The 16,344-nt window shown below is 61.3% G+C and carries 11 protein-coding genes; 4 read left to right on the top strand and 7 right to left on the bottom strand.

Annotated features, from left to right (window positions below; translation table 11 throughout):
* The first annotated feature begins 50 nt into the window (after positions 1–50).
* Complete coding sequence (aqpZ, locus tag LOY31_RS07320) at positions 51–746, top strand: aquaporin Z (protein WP_221533382.1); 696 nt, start codon at positions 51–53, stop codon at positions 744–746.
* A 102-nt stretch (positions 747–848) separates the two neighbouring features.
* Here the strand turns inward: aqpZ and LOY31_RS07315 are convergent, their stop codons facing one another.
* Positions 849–1,973, bottom strand: coding sequence for a GNAT family N-acetyltransferase (locus tag LOY31_RS07315; RefSeq protein ID WP_258713052.1), 1,125 nt, complete (start codon positions 1,971–1,973; stop codon positions 849–851).
* A 281-nt stretch (positions 1,974–2,254) separates the two neighbouring features.
* Between LOY31_RS07315 and LOY31_RS07310 the strand changes: the two genes are divergently transcribed.
* Positions 2,255–3,577: a putative porin gene (locus tag LOY31_RS07310; protein ID WP_007956537.1), complete on the top strand. Its 1,323-nt coding sequence runs from the start codon at positions 2,255–2,257 to the stop codon at positions 3,575–3,577.
* Positions 3,578–3,706: 129 nt separating this feature from the next.
* Here the strand turns inward: LOY31_RS07310 and LOY31_RS07305 are convergent, their stop codons facing one another.
* The 5 genes from LOY31_RS07305 to aceK all read right to left on the bottom strand — a co-directional run bounded on the left by LOY31_RS07305 (position 3,707) and on the right by aceK (position 11,948).
* Positions 3,707–3,943 (bottom strand): anti-sigma factor, encoded by a 237-nt coding sequence (locus LOY31_RS07305; protein ID WP_127797229.1) that lies wholly within the window; start codon positions 3,941–3,943, stop codon positions 3,707–3,709.
* Positions 3,937–4,548, bottom strand: a complete 612-nt coding sequence (locus LOY31_RS07300) for an RNA polymerase sigma factor (RefSeq protein WP_221533383.1) — start codon at positions 4,546–4,548, stop codon at positions 3,937–3,939. The genes LOY31_RS07305 and LOY31_RS07300 overlap by 7 nt, the downstream gene beginning before the upstream one ends.
* A 135-nt stretch (positions 4,549–4,683) precedes the next feature.
* Complete coding sequence (locus LOY31_RS07295; protein WP_007956533.1) at positions 4,684–5,805, bottom strand: beta-ketoacyl-ACP synthase III; 1,122 nt, start codon at positions 5,803–5,805, stop codon at positions 4,684–4,686.
* 321 nt (positions 5,806–6,126) lie between these two features.
* Entirely contained in the window at positions 6,127–10,038 is a 3,912-nt protein-coding gene (hrpA, locus tag LOY31_RS07290; protein ID WP_221533384.1) for an ATP-dependent RNA helicase HrpA, read from the bottom strand.
* A gap of 188 nt (positions 10,039–10,226) precedes the next feature.
* Positions 10,227–11,948, bottom strand: coding sequence for a bifunctional isocitrate dehydrogenase kinase/phosphatase (aceK, locus tag LOY31_RS07285; protein ID WP_085605627.1), 1,722 nt, complete (start codon positions 11,946–11,948; stop codon positions 10,227–10,229).
* Positions 11,949–12,355: 407 nt separating this feature from the next.
* Here aceK and LOY31_RS07280 point away from each other — a divergent pair, with 407 nt between their 5' ends.
* Positions 12,356–13,981: a methyl-accepting chemotaxis protein gene (locus LOY31_RS07280; RefSeq protein WP_258713051.1), complete on the top strand. Its 1,626-nt coding sequence runs from the start codon at positions 12,356–12,358 to the stop codon at positions 13,979–13,981.
* A gap of 84 nt (positions 13,982–14,065) precedes the next feature.
* On the top strand, positions 14,066–14,974 hold the full coding sequence (locus LOY31_RS07275; RefSeq protein WP_221533386.1) for a DMT family transporter: 909 nt from the start codon (positions 14,066–14,068) through the stop codon (positions 14,972–14,974).
* Positions 14,975–15,032: 58 nt separating this feature from the next.
* Here LOY31_RS07275 and LOY31_RS07270 read toward each other — a convergent pair whose 3' ends face one another.
* Positions 15,033–15,896, bottom strand: coding sequence for a DMT family transporter (locus tag LOY31_RS07270; protein ID WP_221533387.1), 864 nt, complete (start codon positions 15,894–15,896; stop codon positions 15,033–15,035).
* Between the last annotated feature and the right edge of the window lie 448 nt (positions 15,897–16,344).

Below are 16,344 nucleotides of genomic sequence, written 5' to 3'. Positions count from 1 at the left end.
GACGCACCACTCGATGCAGTCTCGATAGCACGTCTATCAAGGACTCTCTCATGTCTCTGTTCAAACGTTCAGTTACTGAGTTGCTGGGTACGTTCTGGTTGGTGTTGGGCGGTTGCGGCAGTGCGGTCATCGCCGCGTCTTCACCTTTGGGTATCGGCGTGCTGGGGGTCGCCCTGGCGTTTGGTCTGACGGTGCTGACCATGGCGTTTGCCATCGGCCACATCAGCGGCTGTCACCTCAACCCGGCCGTGTCGGTCGGTCTGGTCGTCGGCGGTCGGTTCCCGGCCAAAGAACTGCCTGCCTACGTCATCGCCCAGGTGATCGGCGGGATTCTGGCAGCGGCACTGCTCTACCACATCGCCAGCGGCAAGGAAGGTTTCGACATCGCTGCCGGCCTGGCCTCCAACGGTTACGGCGAGCACTCGCCGGGCAAATACTCGATGGCATCCGGCTTCGTCACCGAACTGGTGATGACCGCCATGTTCGTGGTGATCATCCTCGGCTCCACCGACAAGCGCGCCCCGGCAGGACTGGCACCGATCGCCATCGGCCTGGCCCTGACGCTGATCCACCTGATCTCGATCCCGGTCACCAACACCTCGGTCAACCCGGCCCGCAGCACCGGCCCGGCGCTGATGGTCGGCGGCTGGGCCATCGCCCAGTTGTGGATGTTCTGGGTCGCGCCGCTGCTCGGTGCGGTGGTCGGCGGCGTGCTCTATCGCTGGCTGGGCAAGGAAGACACCTAACATCCTGTGGGAGCGAGCTTGCTCGCGAAAAGCGGTGTGTCAATGCAGCAAATATTGACTGATACCAACCTTTCGCGAGCAAGCTCGCTCCCACATTGGAATCTAGGCCTGGCGGTAGGGCAAGGCTGCTCTTGCCTCTTCGGCATAGGCCAGTACACCGGCGCGTTCCTGGTGCAGGAAGTCTTTGACCGCGGCTTTCAAACCGGGATGACGCAGGTAATGCCAGGAATGGGTGATCACCGGTTCGAAGCCGCGAATCAGCTTGTGCTCGCCTTGGGCACCGGCATCGAAACGCTGAAATCCATTGGCAATCGCATAGTCCATGCCCTGATAGAAACAGGTCTCGAAGTGCAGCCGGTCGAACTCGGCCAGGCATCCCCAGTAGCGCCCGTAAAAACTGTCGCCGCCCACCAGACTGAACGCCATCGCCACCGGCCGTGAGCCCTGCCGGGCCAGGACCACGCGGATCGATTCCGGCATGCGCTCGGCCAGCAGACTGAAGAATTCCCGGGTCAGGTACGGTGCCTGCCGGCGTACCGCGTAGGTGTTGGCGTAACAGGCGTAGACGAAATCCCACTGGGCCTCGTCCAGCTCCCGGCCTTCCAGCCATTCGAACTCGAAGCCCTGCCCCGCCACTTGCTCGCGCTCCTTGCGCATCTGTTTGCGCTTGCGCGAGGCAAGCACGTCGAGGAAATCCTGAAAGTCGCGGTAGCCGCGATTCTGCCAGTGGTACTGACAGCCGATGCGTTGCAGCCAACCCGGCTGCTCGGCCATGGCGGCATCGGTGAACGCGTCGGTGAAGTTGATGTGGGCGCTGGAGAGCTGTTCGATTTCCAGATACCCCGGCAGGCTCTTGAGCAGTTCGAATCCGTCTTCGACATTCGCTGCCAGCAACCGAGGGCCGCTGACCGGGCTGAACGGCACCGCGCTCAGAAACTTGGGGTAGTAATCGATTCCGGCCCGGGCGCAGGCATCGGCCCAGCCGTGATCGAACACGTATTCACCGTAGGAATGCCACTTGCGATAACCGGGCAGCGCCGCAATCACTCGCCCCGCTTCGACGTGCAGCAAATGCTCCGCTTGCCAGCCGGTGTGCGGGCCGACGCTGCCGCTGTCCTCCAGCGAAGCCAGGAAGGCGTGGCGCAGAAACGGCTGGTTTTGCGGGACCAGAACATCCCAGTCGGACGCTGGAATTTCCGACAGTTTATGCAGACGTTGCAGCGGCATTTTCCTCTCCACTTTCGGGCGTGAACGCCCGGCGAGTATCGCTGATCGGCCGTGCGTTGCCCACGCCCGATTGCGCGACAGCGCTCTAGATCAATAGTTCACGGCAGTTTTGTATCGTCATCAACCTGCCATCATCGTGCCACTGCTCTGTCATAAACCATCGCGATACTGGCGCCTGTTTTTAGAGCGCCGGGTTCTACCCCGGACACTGTTTTCCGACCGTCAAACCGTCGGTTGTGCCCAGGATGGTTCAGCCATCCCCTTCATCTTCGGAGATTGCTATGCGTCTTGCTTCCACGAAAACTGCGGCGGCCCTGTGCGGTGGCCTGTTGCTGGCCATGAGTGTTCCGGCCAGTGCCGCAGTCGACGCCAAACTGCTCGACATGCTCAAGGCTAACGGTTCGATTTCCCAGGCGCAGTACGTTGAACTGCAAACTGAACTGGCCAAGGATCAGAAGGCCCAGCAAATCGCGCAGCAGGCGCAGCAAGAGACCAACGAGCAAATCGCGGCGACCGCGAAGAAAACCAACGAGCTCAGCAGTTTCGACCAGAAACTGGCCTGGGCCGCCAAGACCCAGTTCAAGGGTGACGTGCGTATCCGTCAGGAAACCATCAAGATCGATGGCGAGCCGAACAACGGCGGCCGCGACAAGGATCGCCAGCGCATCCGTGCCCGTCTGGGTGCGTACACCGAGATCAACCCGCAAGTCGACACCGGCATCCGTATCGCCACCGGCGGCGGCGATGACGCCCGTTCGACCAACCAGGATCAGGACAACTACTTCGACAAGAAGCAGATCTGGCTCGACCTGGGCTACATCGACTACCACCCGGATCAGATCAAGAACCTGCACATCATCGGCGGCAAGATGCTGCAACCGTGGGTGAGCATGGGCGACGTGATCTGGGACAGCGACATCAACCCGGAAGGTCTGGCCGTTACCTACAAGTATCCACTGGGCAGCAGCGTCGAACTGTTCGGCAGCCTGGGTAACTACAACCTCAAGGACAACGTCGACGGCGACGGCGTGCAATTCCGTCACGACCTGCGCCTGACCGCCGGCCAGCTGGGCAGCCGCTTCACCATCACCGACAACCTGAAACTGACCCTGGGCGGCAGCGTCTACGCCTACCAGAACGACGAAGACAGCCGTTGCACCGGCACCTCCACGCCGTGCGCCCTGGCCGTCAACGGCAACTCGGCAGACAACGAATTCCGTCTGTACGAAGGCTTCAGCCAGGTCGACATCGGCGGCCTGCCAATGCCGCTGTCGTTCTACGGTCAGTACGTGAAGAACAACGATGCAGTGACCGATCAGGACACCGCCTGGCTGGTGGGTGCCAAGTCGAAAGTCTTCGGCCTGAACCTCGACTACAACTATCGTGACGTGCAGCGCAACGCGGTGGTCGGCGCCTTCACCGATTCGGACTTCGCCAACGGCACCACCGGTTCCCGTGGCCACAAGTTCAAGGTCGGTTACGACATCGACAAGAACTTCGCCATCGGTGCGACTTACTTCCTGACCAAGGCCGACTTCTCCAGCCGTACCCAGCGTGATGCAGACACCAACACCCTGCAGCTGGACGCGGAAGCGAAGTTCTAAGCAACCCGGCAACAGACTTCAAACGATGGGTTGTACATCCGGTTCCATCGTTTGAAGAGGCTTCAACAGACTGGCGCGACCGCAGCGATCCCCATCATCCGTTCGCTGCGGCCGCGCCAGTCTGTGTTTTCAGGATCGATCATTGCGCCGCAGCTGTGCCAACTGCTCGGCCAACGCGTCCACGCCCTCTTCAGGCTTTTGCGGCATCGCCCGCAACGTCGCCTGCATCAAACGCATCTGGCGAATGAAACGCCGGCAATTGCGGCAGAACATCAGGTGATGACGCACCATCAGTTTCTCGCGAAAACTCAACTGGCCATCGAGATAATCGCTGGATCGCGCCACTTGCTCCTTGCAGGTCAACATTCTCCCGTCTCCTCAAAATGCTCCACGGTCGCGAAGACCTTCAAACGTGCCCGATGCAGCAGCACGCGGACATTGGAGAGCGAGATCTCCAGAAGATTACAGATCTCCTCCAGCTCCAGACCCTGGCGCTCGCGCAGCAACAGAACGCTGCTTTGCAGTTCCGACAGGCTCAACAACGTGTGTTCGAGGCATTCACGCAGCTCGCCTTCTGTCAGCAACGCTTCGGGCGTGTCCTGGTGCCAGGCGAAGGGTGCGACCAGCCAGTGGCCGTCGCCGGGAGAAAAACGATCGTCGTCGATGGTGCCGTGCGGTGACGGCAGATCATCCAGCAACACTTCGCGACGATTGAGTTTATAGCGGCTCTTGGCCGAGTTGGCGGTGATGGTCAGCAGCCAGGTCTTGAGGCTGGAGCGCCCCTCAAAACGGTCGATATTGCGCACCACCGACAGCCAGGCGTCCTGCACCACTTCTTCGACATGGCGCTGGCCGACAATCGCGTAGGCCACCGCGCGCATGGGGCTTTGATAGGTGCTGACCAGTTCCTTGAAGGCTTTCTGTTCGCCTGCCAACAACCGCTCGAGCAGTTGTGTGTCGTCAACCGCCATCCATCAATCCCCTTTTCCTGACTCCGAAAATGATAGCGGCAGGATCTCTCCTGCCGCCAGTTTCGAAAATTACAGCGTTCGCGCCGATTCGGATGTAGGAAACGTCAGCGCGATTAAGAGGAAATGAACTCGCACTTAGCGTTTACGCAGAATCACGCTACCAATCGAGTAACCGGCACCGAACGAACTCAACACCGCCAGCGAACCGGCCGCCAGATCGTCCTGATATTTGTGGAACGCGATCACCGAACCTGCGGAGCTGGTGTTGGCGTAGGTGTCGAGAATCACCGGGGCTTCTTCTTCGGTGGCTTCGCGGCCCAGCAGCTTGCGCACGATCAGGTGGTTCATGCTCAGGTTGGCCTGGTGCAGCCAGAAGCGCTTCACGTCGCCGACGTTGAGCTTGTTCTCTTCCAGATGTTCGCCGATCAGCTCGGCGACCATTGGGCAGACATCCTTGAACACCTTGCGGCCTTCCTGCACGAACAGTTTGTCGCGGGCGCCGATGCCCTCTTCCGCTGCGCGGTTGAGGAAGCCGAAGTTGTTGCGGATGTTGTTGGAGAACTTGGTCAGCAGTTTGGTGCTGACCACGTCGAACTGGTGCTTCGACGTCGCCGTATCGGCACGCTCGATGATCACCGCAGTAGCCGCATCACCGAAAATGAAGTGGCTGTCACGGTCACGGAAGTTCAAGTGACCGGTGCAGACTTCCGGGTTGACCATCAGGATCGCCCGGGCCTGGCCCAGTTGCACGGTGTTGGCCGCTTGCTGGATGCCGAAGGTCGCCGACGAGCAGGCAACGTTCATGTCGAAACCGAAACCCTGGATGCCCAGTGCTTCCTGGACTTCGATGGCGATGGCCGGATAGGCGCGCTGCAGGTTGGAGCAGGCGACGATCACGCCGTCGATGTCAGCGGCAGTCTTGCCGGCACGCTGCAGGGCTTGTTCGGCAGCACCGATGGCCATCTGGCAGAGCACCGACCATTCGTCGTTGGAACGCTCTGGCAGACGTGGTGCCATGCGTTGCGGATCGAGGATGCCGTCCTTGTCCATGACAAAGCGGCTCTTGATGCCGGAGGCTTTTTCGATGAACGCGGCGCTGGACTCGGTCAGGGCCTGCACTTCGCCGCTGGCGATGGCTTCGGCGTTGTCCGCATTGAACTGGGCGACGTAGGTATTGAAAGACTGCACCAGCTCTTCGTTGGAGATGCTGTTGGCCGGGGTGTACAGGCCGGTGCCGCTGATGACGACGTTATGCATGGTCGTTTCTCTAATCTGTTCAGGCAGAAAGTGCTGGCACCGACGTGCCAACACGCAAAGGGTCCATTCCCGTATAAGGGACGCAAAAACCTGGCATCGCTTTATTCCGTTGCGCGGCCCGGCAAAGGCTCTGGGACGCGAAAACGGCATTTATGGTGGCGAAGTTTGCCATAACCGTGGCCATTTGGCGTCTTTCTCAAGATCGACGCGCAATGATCGTTCCCACGCTCCTGCGTGGGAATGCAGCCCGTGACGCTCTGCGTCACTGGACGCGGAGCGCCCCCGGAGGCATTCCCACGCGGAGTGTGGGAACGATCAGCGTCACTGTTCTACCTGGCTCCACTGCTTGTTCAGGCGCTTGTCGGAGATCGGCACTTTCGTCCCCAACTGCTGGGCGAACAGCGAAACCCGATACTCCTCCAGCCACCAGCGATACAGCTCGAGCTGCGGGTCGCGTTTGCCTTCCTGCGCATGTTTGGCGGCGCGGGTCTGGTATTGCGTCCAGAGCCCGGCGAGTTCGCCGCTCCACACCCGATCCTTCTGCACCTGCGCGCCCAGTTTCTCGAAACGCTGCTCGACCGCTTTCAGGTAGCGCGGCAACTCCTTGAGCCAGAGCATCGGCGTTTCCCGGACGAAGCCCGGATACACCAGATGACTGAGCTGCTGCTTGATGTCGTTGAGCGCCACCGCCTGAGCCAGGTCGATCTTGCCCTTGAAGCGTTTTTGCAGGCCGTGCCAGAGCTTGAGGATCTCAAGAGTCAGACGCGCCACTCGCTCGGCGTGCTCGGTCCAGCTGCCACGCTTGCGCTCGGCCAGTGCCGCCAGCCCTGCGCCGTCACGCGGCAACGGGTCTTCGCCCTCGAGAATGCAGCTGTCGAGGCTGGCCAGCAGAATGTCTTCGACCAGTGCATCGACCCGACCCAGTTCGCGATACAGCAGGCCCAGTTCGGTCACGCCCGGCAACTTGCCGCGCAGGAACTTCGCCGGCTCGGCCAGTTGCTGCATCAACAAACGTTGCAAGGCGCGGCGATGCTGAAACTCGGCTTCGGCCGGTGTCGAGAAGCGCCCTTCCTTGACCGTGCCGCCCTCCTCCACCAGCGCCGGATAGACCGTCATCGACAGCCCGGCGATCTTCTGCTGCGTCTTTTCCGCCACCGGCGCGAAGACCTTGGCCTCCACCGGCTGCTGGCTTTTCGCGCTCTGCGGCACGGCCAAAGCAGCCTGGCTGGCTTCGGCGAAACGTGCGGTCAGCTCGGCCAGATCCCGTCCTTCGCCGAGGAACTTACCCTGACCGTCGACGATTTCCAGGTTCATCCGCAGGTGACTTTCAACCTGCTGCGCCGCTTCCGCCCACGCCTCATCGCTGACCCGCGCTCCGGTCATGCGCAGCAGTTCCCGGCCCAGCGCTTGCGGCAACGAACCTTCGGCAAAGGTCATGCGCTGCAGCGCGGCCTTGATGAAGTCCGGCACCGGCACGAAGTTCTTGCGCAGGGCCTTGGGCAGGTTGCGCACCAGCGCAATGCACTTGGCCTCGATCAGCCCCGGCACCAGCCACTCCAGGCGCTCCGGCGGCAGCATCGGCAACAGCGGCGCCGGCACACGCAGGGTCACGCCGTCGCGCGGGTGATTCGGTTCGAAGTGATAACTCAGCGCCAGTTCCAGATCGCCGATGTGCAGCGTGTCCGGGTAATGCTGGGCGGTGACTTCACTGGCCTCGCGAGCCAGTACGTCTTCCTCGCGCATGATCAGCAATTGCGGATCTTTCTGGCTGTTGACGCGGTACCAGCTGTCGAACGTCGCGGTCTGGTGGATCTCCGCCGGCAGTCGCGCATCGTAGAACGCGTAGAGCGTTTCCTCGTCGGCCAGAATGTCCCGGCGACGGGCCTTGGCCTCCAGTTCGTCGAGCTGTTCGAGCAATTGCTTGTTGGCGGTCAGGCACTTGGCCCGGGACTGAATCTCGCCACGCACCAGGCCTTCGCGGATAAACAGCTCGCGCGAAACCACCGGATCCACCGGGCCGTAGTGCACCGGTCGACGACCGACCACGATCAGGCCGAACAGGGTGATCTGTTCGAACGCGACGACCTGGCCGCGCTTCTTCTCCCAGTGCGGTTCGAAGTGGTTCTTCTTGATCAGGTGCCCGGCCAGCGGTTCGATCCAGTCGGCGTCGATCTTGGCCACCATCCGCGCGTAGAGCTTGGTGGTTTCCACCAGTTCGGCGGTCATCACCCACTGCGGGCGCTTCTTGCCGATGCCCGACGATGGATGAATCCAGAACCGCCGCTGACGGGCGCCAAGGTAATCGCCGTCCTCGGTTTTCTGGCCGATCTGGCTGAGCAGGCCGACCAGCACCGCTTTGTGCAGCTTCGGATAATCCGCCGGTTCTTTGTTAAGGCTCAGCTGCAAGTCGCGGCAGATCAGGCTCAACTGACGGTGGGAATCACGCCACTCGCGCAGACGCAGATAGTTGAGGAAATTCTTGCGGCACCAGTTGCGCAGCGGGCTCGCCGTCAGCGCCTGGCGCTGCTCTTCAAAACCGCGCCACAGATTGACCAGCCCGGCGAAGTCGGAGTCAGCGTCCTTCCATTGTGCGTGCGCCTGGTCAGCGGCTTGCTGACGCTCCGGCGGACGCTCGCGCGGGTCCTGAATCGACATGGCGCTGGCGACGATCAGCACTTCCTGAAGGCTGCCGAGTTTGGCCGCTTCCAGCAGCATGCGGCCCATGCGCGGGTCCACCGGCAGGCGCGCCAGCTGGCGGCCGAGCGGGGTCAGCTGACTGTTGCGATCCACCGCCGAGAGTTCTTGCAGCAGGTTGAAACCGTCGCTGATCGCCTTGCCGTCCGGCGGCTCGATGAACGGGAAATCGGTGATCTCGCCGAGGCGCAGATGGAGCATCTGCAGGATTACCGCCGCAAGGTTGGTGCGCAGGATTTCCGGATCGGTGAATTCCGGGCGACCGAGGAAATCCTCTTCGCTGTACAAGCGCACGCAGATACCCGGCTCGACCCGGCCGCAGCGACCTTTACGCTGGTTGGCGCTGGCCTGGGAAATCGCTTCGATCGGCAACCGCTGGACCTTGGCGCGGTAGCTGTAGCGGCTGATGCGCGCAGTGCCGCTGTCGATCACGTAACGGATGCCCGGCACGGTCAGCGAGGTTTCGGCGACGTTGGTCGCCAGCACCACACGACGGCCCGGATGCGACTGGAAAATCCGCTGCTGCTCGGCCGGCGAAAGGCGCGCGTACAACGGCAGGATCTCGGTGTGTTTGAGCTGGGCCTTGCGCAGCATGTCGGCGGCGTCGCGGATCTCGCGCTCGCCCGGCAGGAACACCAGCACATCGCCGGGGCTGCGGCGTTCGCTACGCTCGTACGCGGCGATTTCATCGAGGGTGGCGAGGATCGCCTGATCGACGGTCAGGTCGTCCTCGACGCGGTTGCCCTCTTCGTCCTGCTCAAGCGTCAGCGGGCGATACCAGGTTTCCACCGGAAAGGTACGCCCGGACACTTCGACAATCGGCGCATCGTCAAAGTGTTTGGAGAAACGCTCCAGATCGATGGTCGCCGAAGTGATGATGACTTTCAGGTCCGGACGACGCGGCAGCAGGGTTTTCAGGTAACCGAGCAGGAAGTCGATGTTGAGGCTGCGTTCGTGGGCTTCGTCGACGATGATCGTGTCGTAGCGTTCGAGGTAGCGGTCGTTCTGGGTTTCCGCCAGCAGGATACCGTCGGTCATCAGTTTGATCAGGGTGTTCGAATCGCTCTGATCCTCGAACCGCACCTGATAACCGACCAGCGCGCCCAGCGGCGTGCCGAGTTCTTCGGCAACCCGACTGGCCACGCTGCGCGCTGCGATCCGACGAGGCTGGGTGTGGCCAATCAGACCATGCTGGCCGCGACCGATCTCCAGGCAGATTTTCGGCAACTGAGTGGTTTTACCCGAGCCGGTTTCGCCGGCGATGATCAGCACCTGGTGCTTTTCCAGGGCCTTTTTGATTTCGTCACGCTTGGCCGCAATCGGCAGGCTGTCGTCGTAACGGATCACCGGCAGGCTGGCCTTGCGCGCCAGCACCTGATCGCAGGACGCCTGCATGCGCGCCACCCACTGGGCCAGCTTGGCCTCGTCGGGTTTCTTGCGCAGCTCAAGCAACTGCCGCCGCAGCCGGTGGCGGTCAGCGAGCATGGCGTGATCGAGGTTTTTCAGCAGTTTGTCGATGGAGGGCGATTCGTCGGTCATCGGGTACGCAATTCGGTCGTCTAGTGGCGCAAGGACGCGATTGTCGCAGATTTTACGACCGCTGCGCGGCCGATCGCGAGCAGGCTCGCTCCCACCCTGAATCTCCAGCGGCCATAAAACCGCTGCACAGCGCGATCAAATGTGGGAGCGAGCCTGCTCGCGATGAATTGCGCAGCAATTCCAGAAAGTCACTCGTTATCGAGGCCCTTTCGCCGATACGGAAAGACGTCGATGACTTTCCCCGCCCGAATCGCCTCTTGCAATCCCTTCCAGTAATCAGCGTTGTACAACTCGCCATGCAGCTGATCGAACAGTTTGCGCTGCGCCGAATCGGCAAACAGAAACGGCGGAAATTCCTCGGGGAACACGTCCAGCGGCCCGATCGAATACCACGGTTCGGAGGCCATTTCGTCCTCCGGCGTGCGCGGTGCCGGGATGTGGCGGAAATTCGCTTCAGTGAGGAAGCAGATCTCGTCGTAATCGTAGAACACCACCCGGCCATGGCGGGTGACGCCGAAGTTCTTCAGCAGCATGTCGCCGGGGAAAATGTTGGCCGCCGCCAGTTGCTTGATCGCCAGCCCGTAATCCTCCAGCGCTTCACGCACCTGGGCCTCATTGGCGTTGTCCAGGTAAAGGTTGAGCGGCGTCATCCGGCGTTCGGTCCAGCAGTGGCGGATCAGCACGGTTTCGCCTTCCAGCGACACCGTGGACGGCGCAACTTCCAGCAGTTCCGCCAGGCACGCCGGCTCGAACTTGCTCAACGGAAAACGGAAGTCGGCGAATTCCTGGGTATCGGCCATGCGTCCGACGCGGTCGACGCTTTTCACCAATCGATACTTCTCGATCACCGTGGCGCGGTCGACGTTTTTCGACGGGGAGAATCGGTCCTTGATGATCTTGAACACGGTGTTGAAACCCGGCAGCGTGAACACGCTCATGACCATGCCGCGCACGCCCGGCGCCATGATGAACTGGTCGTCGGTGTTGGCCAGATGATTGATCAGGGCGCGGTAGAACTCGGACTTGCCGTGCTTGTAGAAACCGATCGAGGTGTACAGCTCGGCGATGTGCTTGCCCGGCAAAATGCGTTTGAGAAAGCCGATGAATTCCGCCGGCACCGGCACATCCACCATGAAATACGAACGGGTGAACGAGAAGATGATCGACACATCGGCTTCGTCGGTGATCAGCGCATCGATCTGAATCCCCCGCCCTTCGCGGTGCAGCAGTGGAATCACCAGCGGCCATTGATCGTCGTTGGTGTAGATGCGCCCGACCAGGTACGCGCCCTTGTTGCGGTACAGCACCGAGGAGAACAGCTCGACGCTCAGCTCCGGGTCCTTGCACACCCAGTCCGGCAGGTTCTCGCGCAGCTGTGCTTCCAGGCGATGCAAGTCACCGGGCAGATCGGCGTAGGCCTCGTTGAACCGGTAATCGGCAAAGATACTCGCGAGCATGGCCGAGATCTGCCCTTGCGGTTTATAGGTGCGGGTTTGCGCGGCGCGGGCCCGACGCAGGCTCGGGCGGGTGGTGTGGATGAACATGCAGCCGTCGCTGATCAGGTCGTGGCTGAACAGGCCGCAGAAAATCGAGTTGTACCAGGTTTCGGACAGCTCATCGTCAAAGCGCAGGTCGATGATGCTGATGTAGGCGCTTTTCACCAGCGGCCAACAGGTGACGTCCATCAAGGTGTCCGGCTCGAAATACTCGCGCAGGCGGGCGACGGTTTCACCGACCTTTTCTTCGTAGAGGTTGATCCGCGCCGCCGACGCGGTTTGCGTGTCCTGCCAGCGGGCCTGCTCGAAGCGCTCCCGGGCGCCGTCGGTGATCCGCCGGAAATGCTCGCGGTAATCGTCAAAGCCATCGAGGATCAGGCGGGCGATGTCGGTGGCTGGCCATTGCTGCGGCATAGATGAGACCTCTGCGGGAATTGGAGAATCTGTGCTCGAAGGCCTGAGCTTAGCCACGGAAGCGGGCGCAGGAGAAGCGCAATTTCTGCCAAATCCTCTTGCGGCTTGTACAGCGACACAGTTTTTATCAAAGTTTTTTTAATCGACCGTTCGGTCAATAAACTTCCACCTCGGTTCTCCCCACCGCTGGGCGCCAGCCCGCGTTTTCTGTGGGTTTCGGATCCAATTCAGCGGCGACATCTCTAGCCTGCGCTTTTGCCCGAGTTGTTCATGCCTGTCCATTCCCGTCAGCGACCGGTCTTACCAAGATAGTGGCACTTTGATATACAGCCCGCCATCACCCGCCTCACAACAAGATCCTCGGCTCACGAGGACGATCTCTCCCCAAACGCCCAAGGAGCACATTGATGTCTATCCGGAATCTGCGCATCGGTTTGCGCGCCAGTTTGTGTTTTGCCGTTCTGGCCAGTCTGCTGGTGGTGGTCGGCCTGTTCGGTCTGGGCCAGATGAAAACCCTGCGCGAGAGCGCGGCGGTGATCGAGGAATCGTGGATGCCCAGCATCGAAAGTATCCATGACGCAGCGGCGAACATCGCCAGCATTCGTCTCGAATCCCTGCGTCTGATCACCAGTACTCAGGCTGCCGTTCGCGAGCGCAGCAAAGGCCTTCTCACCGCGCAACGCCAGGAATTGCTCAAGCGCCTCGACGATCACAAGGCCCTGATTGCCAACGATCAGGAACGGGCAATGCTGGAAGGCCTGAGTGCCGACACCGCCAAGTACCTGAGCATCCTCGACCAGATCATCAAACAGCTTGATGCCGGACAAAACGAACAAGCCTACGCCCGCCTGGGCAGTGAATTGGCGCCCCAGGGCACGGTGCTCGACAAGACCCTGGAGCAAATGATCAGCCTCAATCAGCAAGGCGCGGATGTCGCGGCCAAGTCCGCGGCGGCGATGTACCAGCAGGCGCTGTGGATCGTCGCCACGATCATCGTCATCGCCCTGATTGCCACGTTGCTGCTGGCCTGGTTGCTGACCCGCAGCATCACCGCGCCGATCAATCAGGCGCTGAATGTGGCGCGGCGGATCGCTTCGGGAGACCTCAGCGGTCGCATCGACAGCGACGGCAAGGACGAAGCGGCGCAGTTGCTCACGGCGCTGGCCGAGATGCAGGGCAATCTGCGCTCGACCATTCGCGGCATCAGCGAATCGGCCCAGCAACTGGCCTCCGCTGCCGAGGAAATGAGCTCGGTGATGGAACAAAGTACCCGCGGCCTGCAACAGCAGAACGACCAGATCGAACAGGCTGCCACGGCGGTTACCGAGATGAGCACGGCAGTCGATGAAGTGGCCGCCAATGCGGTGTCCAGCGCCGAAGCCTCCGAAGCCTCGAACGAGGACAGCAAGCACGGACATGTGCAGGTCAGCGAGACCATCAGTTCGATTCAGGAACTGGTCAGTGCAGTGCTGGGCGCATCCGAACAGGCCGAGGGCCTTGCGACCCAGGCCCAGGACATCAGCAAGGTGCTGGAAGTGATTCGCGGCATCGCCGGGCAGACCAACCTGCTCGCCCTGAACGCTGCGATTGAAGCCGCGCGCGCCGGTGAGGCCGGGCGTGGGTTTGCAGTGGTTGCCGACGAGGTCCGCTCGCTGGCCCAGCGCACGCAGAACTCCACCGAAGAAATCGAGCTGATGATCAGCAGCATTCAGCAAGGCACCAGTGCCACCGTCGGCGCCTTGCAAAACAGCGCCGAGCAGGCCAGCCATACCCTGCGCCGGGCCAACAGTGCCGGCCAAGCACTGGAGAAAATCACCGCGTCGATTTCGCAGATCAACCAGCGCAACCTGGTGATCGCCAGCGCCGCCGAGCAACAGGCGCTGGTGGCCCGGGAAGTCGATGAAAACCTGGTGACCATCCGCGATCTGTCGACCCAGACCGCTGCCGGTGCAACCCAGACGTCTGCCGCCAGTCAGGAACTGTCGCGCCTGGCCGTCGACCTGAACGGACTGGTGACGCGCTTCGTGATCTGATCAGAAAATTAAACGCCCGATTAGCGGTTGCCATCGCCGGGGCCCTCGGCAACACTCTCGTCCCGATCAAGGAAGGAGTGGCCCGTGAGCCCTGTCGATATTTTCCGCATGTTGTCGCTGGCCGCCATCTGGGGCGCGAGCTTCCTGTTCATGCGCATCATCGCTCCCGCGATCGGTACGGTTCCGACCGGATTCTTCCGCGTTTCGATTGCCGCCGTCGGCCTGCTGGTGATCCTCGGACTGATGCGCATCAGCTGGGATTTCAAAGGCAAGCTCAAGACCGTGATGATGCTCGGCGTGATCAACTCCGGCGTTCCGGCCACCTTGTATTCAGTCGCCGCCCAAGTGCTGCCGGCCGGTTATTCGGCAATCTTCAACGCCACCACGCCGTTGATGGGCGTGTTGATCGGCGGATTGTTCTTCAGTGAAAAACTGACGCTGGCCAAACTCGCCGGGGTGTTCCTTGGTCTGCTCGGGGTGGGCGTGCTGACCCGCGCCGGCCCGGTCGCGTTCGATCTGCACCTGCTGATGGGCGCCGTTGCCTGCCTGCTCGCAACCACTTGCTATGGCTTCGCCGGGTTTCTTGCACGACGCTGGCTGGATCAGGCCGGTGGGCTCGACAGTCGTCTGTCGGCGCTGGGCAGCATGCTCGGTGCGACCCTGTTTCTGTTGCCGTTGTTCGGTTACAGCGTCATCACTCAGCCGCCGGTGAGCTGGGGTGGCTGGAATGTCTGGCTGTCGCTGCTGGGCCTGGGTCTGGGCTGCACCGCGTTCGCTTACATCATTTACTTCCGCCTGCTGAGCTCCATCGGGCCGGTGAAGTCGATGACCGTGACCTTCATGATTCCGCCGTTCGGCGTGTTGTGGGGGGCGCTGCTTCTCGATGAGCCGCTGTCGATGGCGCACGTGTATGGCGGGGTGTTGATCGCGATTGCGCTGTGGCTGGTGCTGAAACCCGCAGTGGTGAAGCCGGCAGAAATCGCCACCCGCTGAAAGGCAGATGCACAAAGGCCCGGGAGTTTCCTCCCGGGCCTTTTTTCATGCGCGGCGGTTACGCCGATTTACGGAACACGAACACCAGACCGACGATGATCAACAGCATCCCCAGCACGCTCAACGCCGCCAGGCGATTGCCGAAGATCAGGTAGTCCATCACCGCCGTCACGGCCGGCACCAGATAGAACAGACTGGTGACATTCACCAGATTGCCCCGGGCGATCAGTCGATACAGCAGCAACGTCGCCAGCACGGAAACCACCAGCCCCATCCACAACACCGGCACGATGAAACCGGCGCTGTGCTCGAAGTGAAACGGCTGGAACGGCACGAAAATCCCGCACAGCAACAGGCCGGCCAAGTACTGCACCGGCAGCGTGCCGAGGGGATTGTCGGTGATGCGCTTCTGCATGATCGAGCCGAAGGTCATGCTCGCCAACGCCAGCAGACCGAACAGCATCCCCGCCAGCGACATCCCGGCCAGACCGATGCCTTGGTAAACCACCATGATCAACCCGGCCAATCCCAGCGCCAGACCAAACATCCGGCTCGCCGAGCGCTGCCGCTCCATGATCACCACCGTGAGGATCGGCTGCACGCCCATGATGGTCGCCATCACGCCGGGCGTGACCTTCAGGTCCAGCGCCAGTAGATAAAAAATCTGATAGGCCCCCAACAGCACCACGCCAGTGGCCATCGCATACAGCATCGGCCTGCCGCCCTTGGGCAGTTTCAACTTGAGCAACGGCACCAGCAGCACCAGCCCGCACAAGGCAATCACAAAACGGATCAGCAGAAAGGCAAAGGGCGAAGCGTGGGCCAGCCCCCACTTGGAGAAGATCGCCCCGCTGCTCCACAGCAGAACGAACAGGCTCGTGGACGCCGCCGCGAGCGCGGACTTTTTCGAAAGGACAAACATGAATACCACCTGTAGTCAGGCAAATAGCCAACTCAGCCGAAGCTGAAATTCAGTAGGTTTTTTCAGGCGGGCAAAGGGGTCAGCAGAAAACGCCGATCAGCCCGAAACACCAACGCCCGGCGGTGATACGACTGCGCACACCGGCGTGCTACTGACAGGTGGAGGGTAATGACTGATCTGCACAGGCTGCTGATTCCCGCACGGCACGACGCCAGCGTTGACCGCTGAATCGACTACCGCGTTGATAAGGGATGCAGGCATCTGGGCTGATCTTTTTTGAAGGGTTGAAAGGTGAGTCATACGACTCACGAGCGCCGACTATAACCAGCCCGCGACATGGATTGCAATGACTTGGACAAAGGGCCAGTAGCGACAGGCAGGAGGCAGGCGCATAGGCTCGTTTGCAATTGCAACGACCATTGATGGGGATATGGAATGCGCGAGATCA

The sequence above is a fragment of the Pseudomonas sp. B21-021 genome (genome assembly GCF_024749205.1).
Classification (GTDB): Bacteria; Pseudomonadota; Gammaproteobacteria; order Pseudomonadales; family Pseudomonadaceae; genus Aquipseudomonas; species Aquipseudomonas paraglycinae.
This window is presented reverse-complemented; position numbering and strand designations above follow the sequence as displayed.